Genomic DNA, 18,295 nt, shown 5'->3' with positions numbered 1-18,295 from the left:
TCCAGAAACTGGCTCCATGTTCGAGGGAAATCTTCACCGGCAGTCGGGGTATGCTTGAGTTCGCTCACTACCCGATCATGGCGCAAGTGGAGCTAAATGGATAGCCCATACATCCATACAGGTTTTCTCGCAAGAGCGTCCGCCAATCCGTCTCGCGACGCGGTGCGCGGCGTGTCCGTAGCCAAGTTGCCAGCTTGCGCTCGAATCAGCGGCCTGCAGACGAGGGAGGGTTCGGCAGTTGCCTTTTGCCTGAATCGTGCTGACGGCGTTCATTTGCCTGCCGGATGGTGATGCATCGCGTCCGCGTCGTGCCCTGCGATTGCATCGTGCCCATGATCGGACAACTGCGCATCGAACCAGTCGTGTAGCGCCGCGACGAGACGAGGCTGCCTGCTGCGATACACGATTTCCCCGCCGTCGCGCACGTCGCGATAGTCGATCGTAAGCTCGCCCCGGTGGGCCGTACGCAAGGCGGCGAGGCCGGGCATGTCGTTGCCGTGGATCTGCTCCGGCGCGCCGAAATCGCCTGCTGAGAAGCGATGCGCGATGGCGGCGAGATGCCGGCGGATCAGGGCGGTCTGCTTGGCGTCGGGATGTTTCGTGACGACCCGCTGGGTGCCACCGTCAGCGGTCTTCGTAAAGATGTGGGTGGTGGCCGCGAGCGAAAACGGCATTACGTCCGCACCGTGTTGCGCAATCTCTTTCTGGCGAGCCGTGACATCGGCAAGCGTGAGCGGTGAAACAACCGCCGTGCCGAACACGATAAGCATGGATGCCGCCAGGCGTTTCCACATGATGAAATAGTCCAGGCGTCCACCGAAGACTGCTCCATTGGCCTGCAACAGAAAGGACAATGACAGACTACCATTTGCGAGTCCATCTGAGATCGGCCGAGCAGGTGCTGGGTTGGCTGCGACAAGCGGGGGAGGCCGCCGATCCGGGTACGTTTTTTCTGCCACTCAGCTGCCTGATCTGTGGATAGTTCGACCCGACAGTTTCAGTACTGCGAACTTTCTGTTTCCCGGAGTGCGTGCCTGACGCGAACCATCGAAGGCTCGATTTGTCATAGCCGATCCTTATTGTCGAGGCATTGCTCCAAGGAATACAAGAAATGGACCTCAGTAATATGATGAATAGATCCCGTCTTAAGGGGCATCTCTATTCCCTTGTCAGACCGCGGACCATCCAATGTGCCGGACGCCCCGTCATCGACGGATATTTTCCCGATTTCGCGGGTGAAGGGCAGGTCAGGCTTGGAAAGAACTGTTGCTTTCGCTCCTTTCGTCTTCGGCAGCATTTAACCGTCCTCAAGGACGCAGTGCTGGAAGTAGGCGACGACGCATTATTTAACGACGGTATCGTTTTATGTGCCGCGAAATCGATCAAAATCGGCCACTCCGTCCAGATTGGAGACATGGTTTATATCTACGACACTCACTTTCATCAGGTATGCCCGGATGAGCCGCTAACCGAGGCACCGGTATCGATTGGGAACAACGTCTGGATCGGTGCAAACTCCATGGTTCTGGCAGGAGCGTCTATTGGCGACCACAGTGTCATTGCGGCCGGCTCCATTGTCACCGGCGCAATCCCGGCGAGGAGCCTTGCCGCTGGTACACCGGCACGAGTGATCAGGACCTTCGAAGTACCGGATGGCTGGATCCGTCGCTAGATTGATAGCTCGCTTTCTTCAGGAAGACATAACAATCGCGGGTCATTCGAGAGATCGCGCATTCTTTCAAAAGCGGCTCATGGCCCGCGCAGATCCACCATCCTCCTGGCGCTCATTGACTGATACCGATCCGCCTGCGTTGACTCAGGTCGATTCACCGACGCGGCAAAGACAGAGAAGTGGTCCCGCCGCAACTGCGGCGACGTGGTGGGGCGGGAATGCACGGCGTCGGAGAAGGCTGACCTTGTGAACTGGCTGATGACGCTCGAGCCATAGCGGGCGCCTCCTTTTCCATGGACCACTTTCTGAAGGACAGGCAGATGAATCTTCGCTTTGCTATTGCCGGAGCAGGCGCGGGCGCTGCGCTCTGTGGGCAGGCGAGCTCAGTGAGGTCGGCGTTACCGGCGATCGCAGCCGGCGTGAATAAGTGCCTTCGTTTCGTTAGCTCCAACATTTGACATAATATAAATTATCAACCGATTGTATGTGACGGCTCTTTTAGTAATGTCCGCCACAAGCGCCCAACCGGTCACCTCAAATCTCCAAAAATCGGTCATTTCCCAAGGCCACCCCGACGACTAATCTGAGCTTCTCCCATTAACCTCCAAGGAAACCGGTGATGAAGCTGATGCACGTCGACGCGAGCGCCAAACGCGAGCGTTCCAACTCACGCGCGCTAAGCCGCTATTTTCTCGAATGCCTGCGCGCCGAACACGTCAACCTTGAAGTCGATTATCTTGACCTGTCCGCCAATCCGCCGGCGCACGTCGACGAAGCTTTCGCCGTTGCGACGTACGCGCCGCCGCACGAGCGCACGCCGGCCATGAAGGCGCGGCTTGCGGCGTCCGATGCGCTGTGCCAACGCGTGCTTGCCGCCGACGCGCTCGTGTTCGCGATGCCCGATGTACAACTGGTCGATGCCGTCCGTCTTCAAGGCGTTCGTCGACGCCATTTCGCGCGCGGGCGTGACTTACGCGCATGGTCCGGACGGTGCGATCGTCGGTCAGCTCGCGGGCAAGAAAGTGCTGTTCATCACGAGCCGCGGCGCGGACTTGCGGCCAGGCTCGCCGTACGCATCCATGGACGCGCTCACGCCCGCGCTCAAGGCCGCGTTCGGTTTCCTCGGCGTCGCGACGCCGACTTTTGTCGACGCGCAGCCGTTGCAGTTCGCGAATCAGGAAGCGCGAGCCGAAGCGCTCGAGCGCGCTCGCCACGAATTGACGGCGGTCGCGGCAAGCTGGGCAAAGCCGGCTTCGAATGCGAACACGCAGGACGCGGCAAGCTATCAGGACATCGACTCGGAGATCGCGCAATGAACCCGCAAATGAAGCTGCGCACCCTTATCGCCGCTGGAGTCCTCGCCACTTCCAGCATGCTCGCAACATCGCAATCCGCGCTCGCCGCAGACGCCAACGCAAACACAAACTCAGATGCCCATGCAGCCGCAGCAGCAAATGCGAACGCAACCACAGCCGCAGCTCACGAAACCATCACGCCCGCCTTCGCCGAAGCGATCGCAAACGTGCCCGGCAAAAAAATGACCGCGCTCGTGGTCGACTACGCACCGGGCGGCAAGTCGTTGCCGCACCGGCATGGGAAAGCCTTCGTGGTCGCGTATGTGCTGTCAGGCGCGATCCGCAGCGGCGTGAACGGTGGTAACGCACGGGTCTTTCATGCTGGCGAACACTGGATCGAGAAGCCGGGCGCGCATCACACCGTGAGCGAAAACGCGAGCGATTCCGAACCGGCCCGACTGCTCGCCATTTTCGTCGCGGACACGAATGACAACAAGCTCGTGACCTTCGACCATAAGTAACCGCCCTCCTCGCCCTAGAACTTCGGATGACATTCGAAGTTCACCGACGAAGCGTGGGTGGTCAGCATGGCCACCCCGCTCACCGATTCTTCATTGATGCTGCTTTGCATGCCGAGGCGCTCGCAGTAATCGCGCGCCTCGTTGAGCGCCTCTGCGTGCGCGCGCGCCCATGCCATGCGCCCGCCCGCCGCGCTCGCGGCGACCGTGTATGTGCCGGGTTTTTCGGTGGCGACGACGTGCGTCGACGACGCGCAACCGGCCAGCGCGCCGCCCGTCGTGAGCACCGCGAGCGCCGCGAGTGCCGTCAGGGCGACGCGCGCCCAATCGCGAAGCTTGTTCAACATGATGTACCTGCGCCTGCTGATCTGATCGTTCCGTGACCGCTTGTCGAGTCACGCGGACCGACGGGTTCGTTTTTTCTCCGAATCGAATTATCCGGAATCTTCCGCGCGAGATCAGCCTCACGGCTCGAAAACACTGTTGCCGTCGCCCGAACAATCCTCGTGCATGGCGCGAGCGACGCTTATGCGTATTGGCGTGCATGAACTGCTTAAAGCACTTCCCGAATCGGAGCCGAGCGACTAGTCTGTAACGACATCTTGAGAACCATCCGGACCATGAACTGGAGGAGACATCCATGGAGCTCGAAGCACGTACCATGAAACGTGTGACGGTTCGGCTCGTGCCGTTCCTGATCGTCTGCTATTTCATCGCCTATCTGGACCGCGTGAACGTCGGCTTTGCCGCGCTGCAGATGAACAAGGCGCTCGGGCTGTCGGCGAGTGCATTCGGCTTTGGCGCGGGGATTTTCTTTATCGCGTACTTCTTTTTCGAAGTGCCGTCGAACCTGCTGCTGGAGAAATTCGGCGCGCGCCGGTGGATCGCGCGAATCATGTTCACGTGGGGTATTCTGGCCGGCGCAATGGCGTATATCCCACATATCGCGCAATACACGGGACTGTCGGCCGCCCATGTGTTCTACAGCCTGCGCATTCTGCTCGGCGTGGCCGAGGCGGGCTTCTTTCCCGGCGTCATCTTCCTGCTCACATTGTGGTTTCCTGCGGCGTATCGCGGCCGTGTCGTCGGCTATTTCATGGCGGCGATTCCGCTTTCCACGGTGATAGGCGGCCCGATTTCGGGCGCCCTGCTCTCCATGGACGGCTTCGCCGGCCTTGCCGGCTGGCAATGGGTCTATCTGATCGAAGCGCTGCCCGCCCTGCTGCTCGCGTTCGCGGTCTGGTTCTATTTGACCGACAAGCCGGCCGACGCAAGCTGGCTCGCCGCCGACGAACGGGAATGGCTCGTCGCGCGCCAGAAGCAGGAGCGCGAGCATCGGGAGGCCGCGCATGCGTTCAGCGTGAAGGAAGCGCTCTTCAATCCGCGCGTGCTCGCTATCGCACTGATCTACTTCGGTGCGAACGCAACGAATTACGGCTTGAGTTTTTTCCTGCCGCAAATCGTCAAGTCGTTCGGTTTGACCAACCTGCAGACGGGCTTTGTGACGTCGTTGCCGTATATCGTCGGCGTGATCAGCATGGTGGCGTGGGGGCGTCATTCCGACCGCAAGCTCGAACGCAAGCGCCATGTGGCAATTGCGCTGACGGTCGCGGCAGCCGGCATCGCGGCCTCGGCGGGGCTCGACAATCCGGTGGAAAAAATGATCGCGCTGTCGATCGCCGGGTTCGGTATTTTCGGCTGCCTGCCCGTCATCTGGACGCTGCCGGCTGCGTTTCTGTCGGGCGCCGCGGCGGCAGGCGGCATCGCCGCGATCAATTCGCTCGGCAACCTGGCGGGATTCTTCGGACCTTACGCGATGGGCTGGATCAAGGACAGTACCGGCGGCTTCGGTGCGGGCCTGCTGTGTCTGGCGGGCGCAGGGCTCGTCGGCGCGGCGGCCGCGCTGCTGCTGCATCACGATGCGTCGCTGGAGACATCGGCGGGCGCAGTCGGGCGCGCAGCGCCCGCGCGGCCCGGAGTGGCGGAATATTAGGCTGAGTTGGAGCGGGGCGAGCCCGGCGACAGGAAGCCGGCGGCGCTCACTGCGCAGCGCTCGTTCCGCCTGCCTGCCCGTCGGCGCCCACTGCGTCCGGCGGCACGACATCGTCGGGCGTCGGGGTCGGCGCGGACGCCGCCGTGCCCGCGCCGCGCGCTTCGCCGTGAACCGGCTCGTCGAGCGCTGCGGGACTCGAAGCGGCACCGGGCGCCGTGAGCAAGGGCGGCAGCGCGCGTGATGCTTCAGTTGCTGATGCGCCCGACGCCGCGGCAGCCGACGCCGCGTCAGCCGGACCTTCTGCCGCCGACGCCACCGACGCCGCCGACGAAGCCGCCACGACCGGCGCACGCCGCGTCGTATCGCGGGTAGCGACGGCCCCGCCAGGCTTCAGCGCTGGCGACGTCGACGGAAACAGCTGCTGGAACCACGCCCGCAACCGCTCCGAGCGCTCGGCGAACCAGCCCGGCTGCTGCTCGGTGGCGAACCTGACGCGGGTATCGACCAGCTTGGAGCGCTGCGCGCGCTGGAAAAAGTCGCCGACGATCGGCAGTGCGCTATGCGCCCCCTGCCCCCAGTAGTCGCTGCGCAAGGTCACCCGGCTGTCGTTGAACCCCACCCAGGCGCCGGCCACGAGCTGCGGATGGATCAGGATGAACCAGCCGTCCGCGTTGCCCTGCGTCGTGCCCGTCTTGCCCGCGACGTCGCCGCGCACGCCGAAGCGGCTGCGGATCGCCGCCCCGGTGCCGCGATTGACGACGTCGCGCATCACGTCGACGAGCGTGCGCGCGGCATCCGCGGGCAGTTCCTGCTGCGGCGACGCGGGCGCGAAGTCGGCCAGCACTTCGCCGTTGCGGTCTTCGATACGGGTGACCATCACCGGCTCCACGTAGCCGCCGAGGTTGGCGATCGTGCAGTACGCCGACACCATTTCCTTCAGCGTGACGGGACTCGTGCCCAAGGCGAGCGACGGCACCGCCTCGAGCGGACTGTCGCGCACGCCCATTGCGCGCGCGAGCCGCGCGACCTTGTTCGGGCCGACGCTTTGCATCAGCTGCGCGGTAATGCGGTTGCGCGAATACGCGAGGCCGTCGCGCAGCGTGATGGGCCGCCCGGTCGGGTCGTCTTCGTCGCTCGGGCGCCAGACTTCGCCGCCCGTGAGTTGAATGTCGACGGGCTGGTCGAGCAAGGTGTCGCTGGGTTTCGCCCCTGCCTCAAAGGCTGCCGCGTAGACGAACGGCTTGAAGGTCGAGCCCGGCTGGCGCCGCGCCTGCTGCACGTGATCGAACGGGTCCTGGCTGAAATCGCGGCTGCCGACCCACGCCTTGATCTGGCCGTTGCGCGGGTCCATCGCGAGAAAATCGGCCTGGACGCGCGTTTTCGAGTCGCACACGGACTGCACGAGGCTGCGGTTCGCCGACACGCGCTTGAGCGCTTCGTCGTCGGCGAGACCCGCGTCTTTTGCCGCGCGGTAGTCGGGCGTTTCGCGCAGAAAAGTGGCGAGCAACTCCTTGCCGTTCGAGCAACCATTGCGGCTGCCCCATGCCGCGTTCGCGAGACCCTGCAACTGGTTGCCCTGCAGGTTCACGGCCTGGGTCGCCATGGTCTGCAGACGCGAATCGATCGTGGTCCGCACCACGAGGCCGTCCGAATAAATGTTGTAGTCGTTGCGATCGGCCCATGCCGCGAGCCATTTGCGCAGCTGCTGCGTGAAATGTGGCGCGGGTCCCGGCGGCTCCGTCTGGCGCTCGAAGTCGATGCGCAACGGCTTCTTTCTGAGCGTCTCGTACGCGGCGGGCGTGAGCTTGCCGAACTTGACCATCTGCCCGAGCACCGTATTGCGCCGCTGCAGCGCGCGCTCCGGGTTCAGCACCGGGTTGTAATAGCTGTTGCCCTTCAGCATGCCCGCGAGCGTCGCGCTTTCCAGCACGTTCAGCTCCGACGCCGATTTGTCGAAATACGTGCGCGCGGCCATCTCGATGCCGTACGCGTTGTAGAGAAACGGCACGGTGTTCAGGTAGGTTTCGAGAATCTCGTCCTTCGTGTAGAGCGCCTCGATCTTGAAGGCGGTGATCGCTTCCTTCAGCTTGCGCGTGAGCGTCGGCGCGCGGCCGATTTCGTCGGGATACAGGTTGCGCGCGAGTTGCTGGGTGATCGTCGAGCCGCCCTGCCGGTCGCCGGAAAAGGTGTGCAGCGCCGCCGACGCCGTGCGCCGCCAGTCGAGCCCGAAATGCTGATAGAAGCGATGATCTTCGGTCGCGATCAGCGCGTTGACGACATTCGGCGAGATGTCCTTCAGCTTGACCCACTCGCGATTGGACGGTTTGAACTCGGCGAGCAGCTTGCCGTCCGCCGAGAGAATGCGCGCCGGCTGCTCGATCTTCGCCTTGCGAATGTCCCCGATGCCGGGTGTGAACGGGATCAGGATCAGCACATACAGCACGAAGAGCAGCGGCAGTGCGGCGCACGCCTTGAGGAAGCCGCGGCGCGTCGGGTGGCGCAGGTGCCACAGCGCGCCGGCCACGAGCGGGTTCGCGCGGGTCAGACCTCGGTCGAGTGTCTCGAGAATCAGGGGAATAAGACGCTTCACACTGGCTACCGTCTGCGGGAAAAGGCTGAATCGTACCAAGATGTGCGACGTGGGCCGATTTTTGCGGGGACGTTTTGCCGGGGGGGCACCTGCGACCCGCGGCCTGCTTGCCGTCTGCTTGCCGTCTGCTTGCCGCGCCTTGCGCCGATCCCGCGCGGCTGGGCACGCTGCGCGCCAGGCGCCGCACGCGGCTAGCCCCGCCGCGCCGCTGCCCGCAGCCGCCGGGGGCCACTATAATGTCGCCAATTCCGACAAGAGGTGCTTCATGATCATCAAACCGCGCGTGCGTGGCTTCATCTGCGTTTCCACCCATCCGACGGGCTGCGAGGCCAACGTCAAGGAACAGATCGACTACGTCAAGGCACGCGGTCCCATCGCCAACGGTCCGAAAAAGGTGCTCGTGATCGGCGCGTCCACCGGCTATGGCCTCGCCGCGCGCATCAGCGCGGCGTTCGGCTCGGGCGCGGCCACCCTCGGCGTGTTCTTCGAGCGCGGCGGCAGCGAGACCAAAGCCGGCACGGCCGGCTGGTACAACAGCGCGGCATTCGAGAAGTTCGCCACCGCGGAGGGCCTGTACGCAACCAGCATCAACGGCGACGCGTTTTCCGACGACGTGAAGGCGCGCACCATTGAAATCATCAAGCGCGACCTCGGCCAGGTCGACCTCGTCGTGTACAGCCTTGCCGCGCCCAAGCGCACGCATCCGAAAACGGGCGAGGTGTTCACGTCCACGCTGAAGCCGGTCGGCAAGGCCGTGACGCTGCGCGGCATCGACACGGACAAGGAAGTCATTAAGGAAACGGTGCTCGAACCGGCCACCCAAACCGAGATCGACCACACGGTCGCGGTGATGGGCGGCGAAGACTGGCAGATGTGGATCGACGCGCTGCTGGAAGCGGGCGTGCTCGCGGACGGCGCGAAGACGACCGCGTTCACCTACCTCGGCGAGAAGATCACGCACGACATCTACTGGAACGGGTCGATCGGCGCCGCCAAGAAGGACCTCGACCAGAAAGTGCTCGGTATCCGCGCGAAACTCGCGGCCAAAGGCGGCGACGCACGCGTGTCGGTGCTGAAAGCGGTCGTGACGCAGGCCAGCTCCGCGATTCCCATGATGCCGCTCTACCTGTCGCTGCTCTTCAAGGTGATGAAGGAAAAAGGCACGCACGAAGGCTGCATCGAGCAGGTCTATGGGCTCTACAAGGAGAGCCTGTACGGCCCGGCGCCGCATCTCGACGACGAGGGCCGTCTGCGCGCCGACTACAAGGAACTGGACCCTGAGGTGCAGCAGCGGGTGGAAGCGCTGTGGGACAAGGTCACGAACGACAACCTCTACGAACTCACGGACTTTGCCGGCTACAAGACCGATTTCCTGCGTCTTTTCGGTTTCGAGATCGAGGGCGTCGATTACGAGGCCGACGTCAATCCGGACGTGCAGATTCCGCGGCTCGTTCAAGTCTGAGTCTGGGCGGGCTTTTGCCCGCTTTTCTTGCTTTTCTGCTGCGCCTCTTTTCCTCTTTTTCTCTTTTCGCGGATGCGGGGCGGGTCAGCCCCCGCCTCCAGCGCTCTTCCCTTTCCCCGCTTCGTTACCTAGGCAGCAGCCCTTACGGCGTGCCGTTGCGGCAATACTCGCGATAACCGTCGCGCGCCGCGAGGCGTGACATATAGGCGTCGACTGCCGACAGATCGTCGTGTGCGATCGGGGTTTCCAGCCATCGGTTGATCGACAGCGCGATCGGAATGTCCGCGAGCGAGAACGCCTCGCCGGCGATGAACGCACCGGTGCGCTGCAACTGCCCTTCGACGATCGCCATGTGCTTCGCCCAGCTCGCGCGCGACGCCTCGATCTGCGCTGCATCCCGATGCGCCGGCGACTGCCGCACCAGCGCGAGGAACGCGTAGCTCCACGAGCGGTTCAGTTCGCTCGCCTGCCAGTCGATCCACTGATCGCACCGGGCGCGTTCGCGCGCGTCAACCGGGTAGAGCCACTCGCCGCCGTAACGGCCGGCAAGATAGCGGATGATCGAGTTCGACTCCCACAGCACGAAGTCGCCGTCCCGGATGACGGGCACCATCGCGTTCGGGTTGAGCGCGACGAATTCCGGCACATGGGTCGGGCGGAATCCCGCGCCCCAGTCTTCGCGCTCGAACGGCAGCCCGAGTTCCGCGCAGGTCCACAGCACCTTGCGCACGTTGATGGAGGACGGCTTGCCGAGGATCTGCAGCATGGTGGTCGAATGAGACGGTGGTGAAAACGTTACGTTAGCGCGTTCGGGGATTTTTCGCTCCGGGGCGCCGCACGGCAGCGGGCCGCGCATGGAACCGCGCACGGCGCTTCCGTGAGGTTGCAGCGTGCCGGCCGAACGACGGGGGAGACCGGCCGGCGCCCTCGGGAGGCGCCGTTGACAGCACGCCTGCCGCGGCCGGAAACGCAGCGTGCGCCAGGGTACGCCCGGGAATTGCCGCTGGTGAATTCTGCGTGATATTGTTAATAAATGCGGAGGACGGCCGCGCGCCGCCTCCCCCGGAGAGCACTTTACCGCAGCGAGCGTCGCCATGAGTGATGTACGCCACCACCTGAGCCCGCGGGACCGTCTGGAGCTGTTGTGCTGGCTCACATGCGGCAGCCTCGGCGCCTACTATCTCAACGAGGACTGGCCCGACGCGGCGTTCCACGTGCAGGCCGCCCACAAATGGCTCGACCGGCGCGCGCGCGAAGCCGACTGGCTCTCCATTGCGAAGTTGTCGGCAACGGCGCTCGAAATCGCGCGCCGACACGCGCGTTTCGTCGACACCGACTGGGCGCGCGACGCCGTCGAGGAAATTCTCGATACCGACGAACTCGATCCGGACGCGAGGCTGGTCCGGCAGGTTCTGGCCGACTGCGAGAAAGCGTTGGCGGACCGGCGCACGGCGGACTGATTTGCGGCGCCGCGCCCGTTTCGGATAGCAGACGCGGCAAGGCGCGCCGACACGCGCCCACACCAGCGGGCTCGTCAAACCGCGGCAGGAAACCCGTGCCGGAGCCCGGCAAAAACGCCGCGACAGCGCATCGTCCCGTGCGCTCCAACCGCTAGAATACCGGGCACCTTGCGCACCGCGCTTCTCTCTCCCCGTCCGATATCTTGAAACGCAAAATGCCGGCGCTGAACGCGCTCAAAGCCTTCGAAGTGGCTGGCCGCACGGGCAGCTTTACCCGCGCCGCGGAATTGCTGAACGTCACGCAAAGCGCGGTGAGCCGGCAAGTGCGTCAACTGGAGGCGCAGATCGGCGAGACACTGCTGCAACGCCATCACCACCATCTCGAACTGTCGGCGGCCGGCCGCGTGCTGCTGCAAGCGCTGCAGCAATCGTTCGACCGCATCGAACTCACCGTGCGCAGCCTGCAGGAGAAAACACATCGCAACCGGCTGCGCATCAACGCTCCGCCCACTTTCACGAGCCGCTGGCTGATGCCGCGCCTAGGCCGGCTGCGTGATGCGCATCCGCACCTCGAACTGAGTCTGTCCACCCGCCTCGACGACCAGCTCGCGGAATCCGGTGCGCTCGACTGCGCGATCCGCTTCGGTAATGGCGAATGGGAAGGTTTCGACAATCGTCTGTTGATGAACGAGCGCCACGTGGCCGTCTGCGCGCCGGCGCTGCTCGCGCGCCAGGCCGGCCGCGCGACGATCGATCTCAACGAATTCACGCTGCTGCACGTGCTGGCCAACGCAGACCAGCGCTACCTCACGTGGCAGCACTGGCTGAAGGCTGCCGGTATCGACAACGTGGATACGCGCGGCGGTTACGAATTCGATCTGCTCGACCATGCGATCCGTGCGGCCATCGACGGGCTCGGGGTGACGATTGCCGATCGTTACATGGTCGCCCGCGAAATCGCCGAGGGCCGGCTCGTGCAGGTGCTGAACGTGCATGCGGACGGCCACCAGTCGTACTGGCTCGTCACGCGCGCCGGGCAGGACGAGCTGCCGCACGTGGCGCTGTTTCGCGACTGGCTCCAACAGGAGATCTGGCTGGGCGAGCGGTCGTTCGAGACTTCGGAGGCCGTGCCGCTGGGCGACGTGTAGGCGCGGCGGCGAGTGCGGTCGCTGGAGTTGCACGCGTGGGGAAGCTTGCCGGCCAGAGCTCGCCGGCGCGGCGCGCTGACGCGCCGGAACGGGCGCGACCGGCGTCAAGCCGCGCTGGCCAGCTCCGCCAGATCGCGCGCACGCGCGGCTTCGGCTGCCGCGTCTTCGAGAATCAGGTCGGCGCCCTTCTCCGCGACCATCATGGTCGGCGCATTGATATTGCCGGAGGTGATGTTCGGAAAGATCGACGCGTCGACCACGCGCAAACCGTCCATGCCATGCACGCGCAAACGCGCATCCACGACCGAGCTGCGCGGATCGTCGCCCATCGCGCACGAGCCGCACAGGTGATAGATGGAGCCCGACTGCTCGCGGAAATACTGCAGGAAGCCTTCGCGCGTCGCCACCTGCGGCCCCGGTGAGATTTCCTCGACGGTGATCGCTTTCAGTGCCGGCGAGGCCATCACCTTGCGCACCAGCTCGCAACCTTGAATGACCTCGTCGATATCCTTTTGCGTGGTGAGCGCGTTCAGGCGAATCCTGGCCGCGTCTTCCGGGCGATTCGACGCGATCTCGATCGAACCGCGGCTCGTTGGCCGGCACGGGTTGAACGCGAGCAGGAAACCCGAGTACGGCTCCGGTTCGAGCGTCGCTCTGTTGCTCTTCGGAATGCGATACGACAGTGGATTGAAGTAAAGCTGCAGGTTGGGCTGCGTCTCCTGCTCACTGCCTCTGAAGAAACCGCCCGACTGATTGACGCTCATTGCAAGCGGCCCCTTGCGCGTGAACAGATATTGCAGCCCGAGCTTGAGCTTGCCGAGAAGCGGCCGCATCTCGTCGTTCAGCGTCTTCACGTTGGCGCGGTAGTAGAAACTCACGCACAAATGATCTTGCAGATTGCGGCCGACCGCCGGCAGTTCCTTGACCGTCGCGATGCCGTGTTTCGCGAGCAGTGCAGTATCGCCAACGCCGGAGAGTTGCAGCAGCTTTGGCGAATCCACTGCCCCCGCGCATAAAATCACCTCGCGATTCGCCATGAAACGCCGCGCAGCGCCGTTTTGCGTCACGCTTACGCCGATCGCGCGCCGCTTGCCCGCGAATAGCACCCGGTCGACCAATACGTGGTGTTCGACCTTGAGATTCTCGCGCGCCAGCGCCGGATGCAGATATTCGAAGCTGCTCGACGAACGCGCTCCATTGCGCGTATTCGCGTCGTAAATGCCGGCGCCTTCGAATTGCGCGCCATTGAAGTCCTCGCTGTGTGCATAGCCCGCCTGATCGCAGCCCTTCAGGAACACATGACAAATCGGGTGCGCGGCGTCTTTCATCGGCGAAATACGGATGGGGCCCTCGGCGCCGTGGTAGGGAGAATTGCCGAGCGGATGCGATTCGAGCTTGCGGAAATACGGCAACACGTCGCGATATGCCCAGCCGGGGTTGCCGGCGGCGGCCCAATCGTCGAAATCAGCCGGCTGGCCGCGCACGTAGATCATCGCGTTGATCGAGCCCGAGCCGCCCTGCACCTTGCCGCGCGGGCAGTAGAGGGACCGGTTGCCGAGTTCCTTTTCGGGCTCACTGTAATACATCCAGTTATAGGTTTCGTTGTAGTAGGTCCTGGTGAAGCCCACCGGGACCCGGAACCAGAACGAGCTGTCCTTGCCGCCCGCTTCGAGCAGCAGCACCGAGTATTGGCCCGACGCCGACAGGCGGTTGGCGAGAATGCAGCCCGCCGAACCCGCGCCGACAATAATGTAATCGTAGTTCATGCTCTTTGTCGCCAGACGGCGCTCAGCTCAAAAAGGTTGAATGCAGCAGGATGCTGAACGCATGTTCAGCCTTTGGCCGGCGCCAGGTCTTTCACGTCGGCCGGTTGCGCGGCCATTTGCAGATGCAGACGCTCGCCTGTGTACGGCGTGTGCTGCGCAACGACTTCCATATTCAATTCGACGCCGAGGCCGGGCTCGGCCGACGGAATGATGTAGCCGTTCTCCCACTGAATCGGTTTCCTCAGCACTGCTGCATGAAAACCGTCCCACGTGCCGATGCTTTCCTGAATCAGGAAGTTCGGCGTGCAGGCCGCGAGTTGAATGCTGGCCGCCGCGCCGATCGGACCGTTGTACAAATGCGGCGCGATCTGCGCGTAGTACACCTCGGCGAGCGCCGCGACTTTCTTTGCTTCCAGCAGCCCGCCCACGCGCGCCACGTTCAATTGCAGAATTGACGCCGCGCCCGCTTGCAGCAGCCTGAAAAACTCGTACTTCGTAGTAAGCCGCTCGCCAGCTGCAACCGGAATGCTCGTGTGGCGCGCGACTTGCGCCATCGCATCTTCCTGACCGGGCGGTACCGGCTCTTCGAACCACAGCGGGTCGTATTTTTCGAGGCGCTTCGCAAGCCGGATCGCCGATGAGGGCACCATCTGCCCATGTGTGCCGAACAGCAGGTCCGCCTTGCTGCCTACCGCTTCGCGTACGCGCTGGCAAAACGTCTCGCAGCGATCGAGCACGTCCAGCGACAATTGATGGCCCGAGTACGCGGTATACGGCCCGGCCGGATCGAACTTCACCGCGGTAAAGCCGCGCTTCACGTTCGCGGCGGCGCATTCGGCGGCGAGGTCGGGATCGTCGTAGTCGTATTCGCCGCGTGCGTTCTTCGGATACAGGTACGTGTACGAACGCAGGCGCGGATTGACCATGCCGCCGAGCAACTCGTACACCGGCTTGCCCGCCGCTTTGCCGATAATGTCCCAGCACGCCATTTCGAGGCCGCTCACCACACCCATCATCGTCAGGTCGGGGCGTTGCGTGAAGCCGCTCGAATAGGCTTCGCGCCACAGCCGCTCAACATGATGCGGATCACGGTCGAGCAGATAGCGGGCAAAGACGTCGTCGACGATAGGCGTCATCGCTTTCGGGTGGAACGTCGCCGAATAGATTTCGCCGACGCCTTCAATGCCGCAATCGGTCTTGAGCTTGACGAAGATCCAGTACATGCCGCCGAGATGCGGCGGCGGCACGGCCACCACATGCGTTTCGAGCGAGACCACTTTCATTTATGCACCCTCTTTCCTGTTAAGCAGGCTTCTCAATGCCAGCCCGGCACAACCGCCGAGCGCCGCCATTGCGGCCACATAGCCGAAGTACAGCTGATAGCCGAATACGCCCGGGAACCTCTCGGTCAGATAGCCGTTGATGAGCGGCAGAAACACGTCCGGCGAGTAACCGAGTACGGAGATGAGGCCGATGGCGAGGCCCACTGTCGAGACGGGAATGTTGCAGCGCTCCAGCAGCGACCAGTAGAGCCCGCGAATCGCGTAGGTCAGAATGCCGATGAAGAGCACGAGGAAAACCAGCAGCACATGGCTCGAAATGCGGGGCGCCGCCATCAGTGCACCGAGCGACAGCGCTGCGAGGAACAGCGCGATAACCAGCACCGACACCTTCGAGTAACGGTCGCCGAGAAAGCCGCCGCCGATTCCGCCGATTGGCCGCATCCACAGTTTCAGCGTGGTAATCGTGCCGGCCATCACGACCGTCAGGCCAATATCGCCTTCGTGCAGATAGGCGGAGAAGCTGTAAGTCGCCCAGAACACCTGGTAGCCGCAAAACACGATGGCCGCCACGAGCCACAGCGCCGGGATTTTCGCGAGCGTCGCAAGGTCCGCAAGGACGTTGCCGCGACGCGTGCCCGTTGCGACACGATTCGCGTCATGCGTTCCGTGCGCGGCGTCGGCGTGCACTCCGCCTTGCGGATCCTTCACCAGCGCGAGCACGATACCCAGCGCGATGCACAAAAACGCGTACAGATAGACGACTATCCGGAAACCCGTCGCGACGGATTCCCCCTTTGTCTGCGTGGCCCACGCGAAGAGCGTAATCGCGACGGTCGCCAGCATCGCCTCGATAAGCCCGCGCCCGCCGTCGAGCAGACCGAAGAAGCGGCCCTGCTCGCCGGCGCCGGCGATGGTCGCCACCCGCTTGATGACGGCGGCCCAGAACGTCAAGCCCGTCGACAAACCCCAGCCGCCGAAGATCACCATCAGCATCTGAAACGAAGGCGCGGTCGAATACCAGAGCCCCAGTGCGCCGGTGGCGATCAGCGAAAAACAGATCAGCATGCGTGGCGCGAGGCGATCCGCGAGCCAGCCGCTCGGCAGATAGCTCAGCAGAAAAATCGTGCCGAGCGACGAGTACAGGTAGCCGAGCTGGCTGTCGGTGATATGGAAAACCTCGAGCATGGTCGGCTGATACACCTGCCGCAGATAGAGGATCGGATAGATCGCGCCGGCGGCGAGAACCAGCAGCATCAATTGCGTGTATCGGCGTGCCCTGGTGACCTGGGCGTCGTGGTGCGCAGCTTGCGCTGTGGCGCCCAACGCGAGCGCGGCAGGGTTCGAAGCGGGACGAGCGGGGTGAGATGACACGTGAGCCTCCTGGGAGACGCCGTGCCGCATCCGCGGCCCATAGGTCTCCAATCTCTTTTGTTTTGAATCGCAGCGGTTTCGCTGCGTGTCGACGAATGCAGGGCCAGCGCGCGCCGCGCCTTGCACATAGTCCTGCACGGCGCGGCGCGCGCCGGCCGGACTCAGTACCTCATGACCACAAGACGCGTTTGCGTGAATTCGAGCATGCCGTGCTTGCCGTCGTCGCCGCCCAGACCCGAACGTTTCCAGCCCGCGTGAAAGCCCTGATACGGGTCGGCCGGCGTGCGGTTGATGTACAGTTCGCCGGCCTCGATGCCGTTCGCGATCTTCATCGCGCTGCGATAGTTCTCCGTGTACAGCACCGAGGACAAGCCGAACTGGTGGTCGTTGGCCATCTCCAGTGCTTCGTCGAGCGTGCGGTATGGGATGACCGGCATGACGGGGCCGAAGGTCTCTTCCTGCACGATCTCCATGTCCTGGCGGCAGTTCGACAGCAGCGTGGCCGGATAGAAGAAGCCCTTACTTCGCGCCGACGCCGGCAGCTTGCCGCCCGTCTCCAAGGTGGCGCCGGCCGCGATGGCGCGTTCGACCATCGCGTGAATCGACTGACGCGACGCTTCATTGACGAGCGGTCCCATCAGCGACGGATGCTCGCTGCGGTCGCCGAATTCGACCGCGCTCATGTGGCGTTTGAGCAGCGCGACGAAGCGGTCATGCACGCATTCGTGTACGTAGACGCGCTCGATCGCCGTGCAAAGCTGCCCGCAGTGCGTGGTTTTCGAGGCGACCAGTTCGCGCGCGGCTTTCTCCAGATCAGCATCCGCCTCGATGATGGCGGGCGTCTTGCCGCCCAGTTCCAGCGACGGCTTCGCGATGTTGGCCTTGCAATACTCGAGCACCTTGCGGCCCGCGGCCACGCTGCCCGTCAAGGTGATCATGCCGACCCGGGGATGCGTGCAAAGCGTCTCGGCGCTCGCATGGTCCATTGCGAGAATGTTCACGACGCCCGCGGGCAGACCCGCCTTCTCCACTGCCTTCGCGATTTCGAACGCCGAAGTCGGCGTGTTGTTGCTCGGGCGCACGACGACCGTGTTGCCCGCGATCAGCGCGGGCGCCACCTTGCGCATGAAGGTGTAGACCGGATAGTTGAACGGAATCAGGCAAGCGACCACACCAATCGGCTCGCGATGCAGGACGAGGTTTTCGTCGGGCGTGTCGCTCGGAATCACCTCGCCCTCGATGCGACGCGCCCACTCGGCGTGGTAACGGGTGATCTGAGCGGCGTATATCGCCTCGTTCGTGGCGTCGGCGAGACTCTTGCCCGATTCCAGTGCCAGCGCCGCGCCGATGGCCGGCGCGCATTCGGTGAGCGCGTCCGCGAGCTTGTGCAGCCAGGCCCCGCGTTCGACGGACGGCAGCTTGCGCCACGCCTTTTGCGCGAGCGCGGCGGCATTTACCGCGGCAAGGACGTTTGCGCGGGTCGCCGCCGTGACGTGCGCAATGAGCGTTTCGGTCGCCGGGTTGTAGACGGCGATGTGCTCCTGGCTCCCGGGTGAGCCCGCGTCCGCGGCTGGCTCGAGGAAGCGGCCGTTCACATAGTTCCGGTCGAGTCGCATGTTCGTCTCCTTCTTTTTCTGCTTGCGGAAACGCATGGCCGGAGGTGTCCGGCTGCATGCGAAAGTGCATGGACGGAATTTTTGTCGCACTCATGAGCGGCCACAAGCGAGTAATTCGCGG

Annotated in this window: 14 protein-coding genes and 2 pseudogenes; 8 read left to right on the top strand and 8 right to left on the bottom strand. The window is 63.7% G+C overall.

What is annotated here, in order from left to right; genetic code table 11:
- Nucleotides 1–269: 269 nt before the first annotated feature.
- A complete protein-coding gene (locus HV711_RS14515) occupies nucleotides 270–794 on the bottom strand; it encodes a hypothetical protein (RefSeq protein ID WP_035482546.1) in 525 nt (174 codons plus the stop codon).
- A 317-nt stretch (nucleotides 795–1,111) separates the two neighbouring features.
- On the opposite strand from HV711_RS14515, the gene HV711_RS14510 reads away from it, so the two are divergent.
- The 4 genes and pseudogenes from HV711_RS14510 (at nucleotide 1,112) to HV711_RS14495 (ending at nucleotide 3,488) form a co-directional block, all read left to right on the top strand.
- Nucleotides 1,112–1,672 carry an acyltransferase gene (locus HV711_RS14510; protein WP_035482549.1) on the top strand — a complete coding sequence of 187 codons (561 nt, stop codon included), beginning with the start codon at nucleotides 1,112–1,114 and terminating at the stop codon, nucleotides 1,670–1,672.
- A 144-nt stretch (nucleotides 1,673–1,816) separates the two neighbouring features.
- A pseudogene (locus HV711_RS14505) lies at nucleotides 1,817–1,948 on the top strand (DUF1924 domain-containing protein); the annotation flags it as partial.
- A gap of 343 nt (nucleotides 1,949–2,291) precedes the next feature.
- Nucleotides 2,292–2,988 (top strand): annotated as a pseudogene (locus HV711_RS14500) (FMN-dependent NADH-azoreductase).
- Complete coding sequence (locus HV711_RS14495) at nucleotides 2,985–3,488, top strand: cupin domain-containing protein (RefSeq protein ID WP_035482551.1); 504 nt, start codon at nucleotides 2,985–2,987, stop codon at nucleotides 3,486–3,488. The pseudogene HV711_RS14500 and the gene HV711_RS14495 overlap by 4 nt, the downstream one beginning before the upstream one ends.
- 14 nt (nucleotides 3,489–3,502) lie before the next feature.
- On the opposite strand, the gene HV711_RS14490 is transcribed toward HV711_RS14495, so the two are convergent.
- Nucleotides 3,503–3,832 carry a hypothetical protein gene (locus tag HV711_RS14490; RefSeq protein WP_035482553.1) on the bottom strand — a complete coding sequence of 110 codons (330 nt, stop codon included), beginning with the start codon at nucleotides 3,830–3,832 and terminating at the stop codon, nucleotides 3,503–3,505.
- Nucleotides 3,833–4,125: 293 nt separating this feature from the next.
- On the opposite strand from HV711_RS14490, the gene HV711_RS14485 reads away from it, so the two are divergent.
- On the top strand, nucleotides 4,126–5,478 hold the full coding sequence (locus HV711_RS14485) for an MFS transporter (RefSeq protein WP_035482554.1): 1,353 nt from the start codon (nucleotides 4,126–4,128) through the stop codon (nucleotides 5,476–5,478).
- A gap of 46 nt (nucleotides 5,479–5,524) precedes the next feature.
- Here HV711_RS14485 and HV711_RS14480 read toward each other — a convergent pair whose 3' ends face one another.
- Nucleotides 5,525–8,068 (bottom strand): penicillin-binding protein 1A, encoded by a 2,544-nt coding sequence (locus HV711_RS14480; protein ID WP_035482555.1) that lies wholly within the window; start codon nucleotides 8,066–8,068, stop codon nucleotides 5,525–5,527.
- 265 nt (nucleotides 8,069–8,333) lie between these two features.
- Between HV711_RS14480 and fabV the strand changes: the two genes are divergently transcribed.
- A complete protein-coding gene (gene fabV, locus HV711_RS14475; protein ID WP_035482557.1) occupies nucleotides 8,334–9,530 on the top strand; it encodes an enoyl-ACP reductase FabV in 1,197 nt (398 codons plus the stop codon).
- Nucleotides 9,531–9,672: 142 nt separating this feature from the next.
- On the opposite strand, the gene HV711_RS14470 is transcribed toward fabV, so the two are convergent.
- Complete coding sequence (locus HV711_RS14470) at nucleotides 9,673–10,296, bottom strand: glutathione S-transferase family protein (protein WP_035482558.1); 624 nt, start codon at nucleotides 10,294–10,296, stop codon at nucleotides 9,673–9,675.
- A 328-nt stretch (nucleotides 10,297–10,624) separates the two neighbouring features.
- Here HV711_RS14470 and HV711_RS14465 point away from each other — a divergent pair, with 328 nt between their 5' ends.
- A complete protein-coding gene (locus tag HV711_RS14465; RefSeq protein ID WP_015002563.1) occupies nucleotides 10,625–10,990 on the top strand; it encodes a hypothetical protein in 366 nt (121 codons plus the stop codon).
- A 215-nt stretch (nucleotides 10,991–11,205) separates the two neighbouring features.
- Nucleotides 11,206–12,138, top strand: a complete 933-nt coding sequence (locus HV711_RS14460) for a LysR substrate-binding domain-containing protein (protein ID WP_035482560.1) — start codon at nucleotides 11,206–11,208, stop codon at nucleotides 12,136–12,138.
- A gap of 104 nt (nucleotides 12,139–12,242) precedes the next feature.
- Here HV711_RS14460 and HV711_RS14455 read toward each other — a convergent pair whose 3' ends face one another.
- From HV711_RS14455 to aldA, 4 genes are all read right to left on the bottom strand, one after another.
- Nucleotides 12,243–13,904 carry a GMC family oxidoreductase gene (locus tag HV711_RS14455; RefSeq protein ID WP_035482564.1) on the bottom strand — a complete coding sequence of 554 codons (1,662 nt, stop codon included), beginning with the start codon at nucleotides 13,902–13,904 and terminating at the stop codon, nucleotides 12,243–12,245.
- Nucleotides 13,905–13,969: 65 nt separating this feature from the next.
- The gene (locus HV711_RS14450) at nucleotides 13,970–15,187 is read right to left on the bottom strand and encodes a mandelate racemase/muconate lactonizing enzyme family protein (RefSeq protein WP_035482567.1); all 1,218 of its coding nucleotides are present in this window, start codon (nucleotides 15,185–15,187) and stop codon (nucleotides 13,970–13,972) included.
- Nucleotides 15,188–16,558, bottom strand: coding sequence for an MFS transporter (locus HV711_RS14445; protein ID WP_035482570.1), 1,371 nt, complete (start codon nucleotides 16,556–16,558; stop codon nucleotides 15,188–15,190). It abuts the gene before it with no gap.
- 161 nt (nucleotides 16,559–16,719) lie between these two features.
- On the bottom strand, nucleotides 16,720–18,174 hold the full coding sequence (gene aldA, locus HV711_RS14440) for an aldehyde dehydrogenase (RefSeq protein WP_035482613.1): 1,455 nt from the start codon (nucleotides 18,172–18,174) through the stop codon (nucleotides 16,720–16,722).
- Nucleotides 18,175–18,295: the final 121 nt, after the last annotated feature.

The sequence above is a fragment of the Paraburkholderia phenoliruptrix genome, from assembly GCF_902859825.1.
GTDB lineage: Bacteria > Pseudomonadota > Gammaproteobacteria > Burkholderiales > Burkholderiaceae > Paraburkholderia > Paraburkholderia phenoliruptrix.
The sequence above is the reverse complement of the archived record's forward strand: the minus strand, read 5'-3'. Positions and strand labels throughout refer to the sequence as shown.

Coding starts and splice junctions, on each gene's coding strand:
- HV711_RS14515 (WP_035482546.1), bottom strand. CDS start 794: ATGTGGAAACGCCTGGCGGCATCCATGCTTATCGTGTTCGGCACGGCG.
- HV711_RS14510 (WP_035482549.1), top strand. CDS start 1,112: ATGGACCTCAGTAATATGATGAATAGATCCCGTCTTAAGGGGCATCTC.
- HV711_RS14495 (WP_035482551.1), top strand. CDS start 2,985: ATGAACCCGCAAATGAAGCTGCGCACCCTTATCGCCGCTGGAGTCCTC.
- HV711_RS14490 (WP_035482553.1), bottom strand. CDS start 3,832: ATGTTGAACAAGCTTCGCGATTGGGCGCGCGTCGCCCTGACGGCACTC.
- HV711_RS14485 (WP_035482554.1), top strand. CDS start 4,126: ATGGAGCTCGAAGCACGTACCATGAAACGTGTGACGGTTCGGCTCGTG.
- fabV (WP_035482557.1), top strand. CDS start 8,334: ATGATCATCAAACCGCGCGTGCGTGGCTTCATCTGCGTTTCCACCCAT.
- HV711_RS14470 (WP_035482558.1), bottom strand. CDS start 10,296: ATGCTGCAGATCCTCGGCAAGCCGTCCTCCATCAACGTGCGCAAGGTG.
- HV711_RS14465 (WP_015002563.1), top strand. CDS start 10,625: ATGAGTGATGTACGCCACCACCTGAGCCCGCGGGACCGTCTGGAGCTG.
- HV711_RS14460 (WP_035482560.1), top strand. CDS start 11,206: ATGCCGGCGCTGAACGCGCTCAAAGCCTTCGAAGTGGCTGGCCGCACG.
- HV711_RS14455 (WP_035482564.1), bottom strand. CDS start 13,904: ATGAACTACGATTACATTATTGTCGGCGCGGGTTCGGCGGGCTGCATT.
- HV711_RS14450 (WP_035482567.1), bottom strand. CDS start 15,187: ATGAAAGTGGTCTCGCTCGAAACGCATGTGGTGGCCGTGCCGCCGCCG.
- aldA (WP_035482613.1), bottom strand. CDS start 18,174: ATGCGACTCGACCGGAACTATGTGAACGGCCGCTTCCTCGAGCCAGCC.